Genomic DNA, 954 nt, shown 5'->3' on the forward strand with positions numbered 1-954 from the left:
TCTTTAAATTCATTTTCAATTATTATCATTCCTGATCCATTACTATTAATAAGGGCCTTGATCGTATTATTTCCAATCAAGGCCTTTGATTATCTCTTATTCGTCTTTTTTGATATAGAAGAAAACCGCCGCCTGCAGTCATTAATATGACCCCTATTAATAAATAGTTATACATATTTGTAGCTGTTGAAGGTAAGATTTGCCCCTTTTCGATTGGTGCATCCAATTCTTCAATAGGAATTGAACGAAGAGGAATCGGCATAGCCGTATCCTCTTCTGCAGCAGGATTTTCTATATTATTATTTTGATCATTTTCTTGATCTGACTCTGTTTCAGAGCTAGTAGGAGGAGCAACGTTATCATGTATTGGATCGGGGTCAGTGGTTGAATTGGAATCTTGGTTTGAGTTTGGATTTGGATCAGGATCAGGGTTTGGATTAGGACTCTGCCCTGAATTTTCCATTACAAACCTTAACTCAAAATTAAAAGCTAACCCTTGAAATTCATTACCTAGTTCATAGGGGAAAGTTACCTCAAACTTTAAATCCTCTTCGTTTTTTGAAGGTAAATGTCTAGGCTTAAACCCATCGAAATCTTTTAACTTCCCTTCAAACAAGAGCCCCTTGGAATCCCATACTTTTAAAAGAAATTCATTGTAAAGTTTCCTTGAACCAGCTTTATAATAAGACTCTGAATTATAGGTAAAATCACTTTCTCCACGGTTTTGAATAGTTAAAGTCCTTGTCGCCCAATCCCCAGGTGACATATTTTTTACATCGAATAAATAGTTATTAGGTTTTGTTTCAATATTAGGTTGTTGGTTGGTACTTGCTTGAATATTAATGGGTTGAAGGAACAATACTGCATAGGCACAAATAAAGGTAATGATTATTAACCGTAATCTCATAGCAACCCCTTTCTTTCCTTAAAAAAGAAAAGAATATGTTTCATTAA

The 954-nt window shown here is 34.6% G+C and carries 1 protein-coding gene; it reads right to left on the reverse strand.

Annotated elements, in window-relative coordinates:
- Positions 1-76: 76 nt before the first annotated feature.
- Positions 77-907: an LPXTG cell wall anchor domain-containing protein gene (locus tag V7149_RS26185; protein WP_335348477.1), complete on the reverse strand. Its 831-nt coding sequence runs from the start codon at positions 905-907 to the stop codon at positions 77-79.
- Positions 908-954: the final 47 nt, after the last annotated feature.

Source organism: Bacillus sp. JJ1503, assembly GCF_036965125.1.
Classification (GTDB): domain Bacteria; phylum Bacillota; class Bacilli; order Bacillales; family Cytobacillaceae; genus Cytobacillus.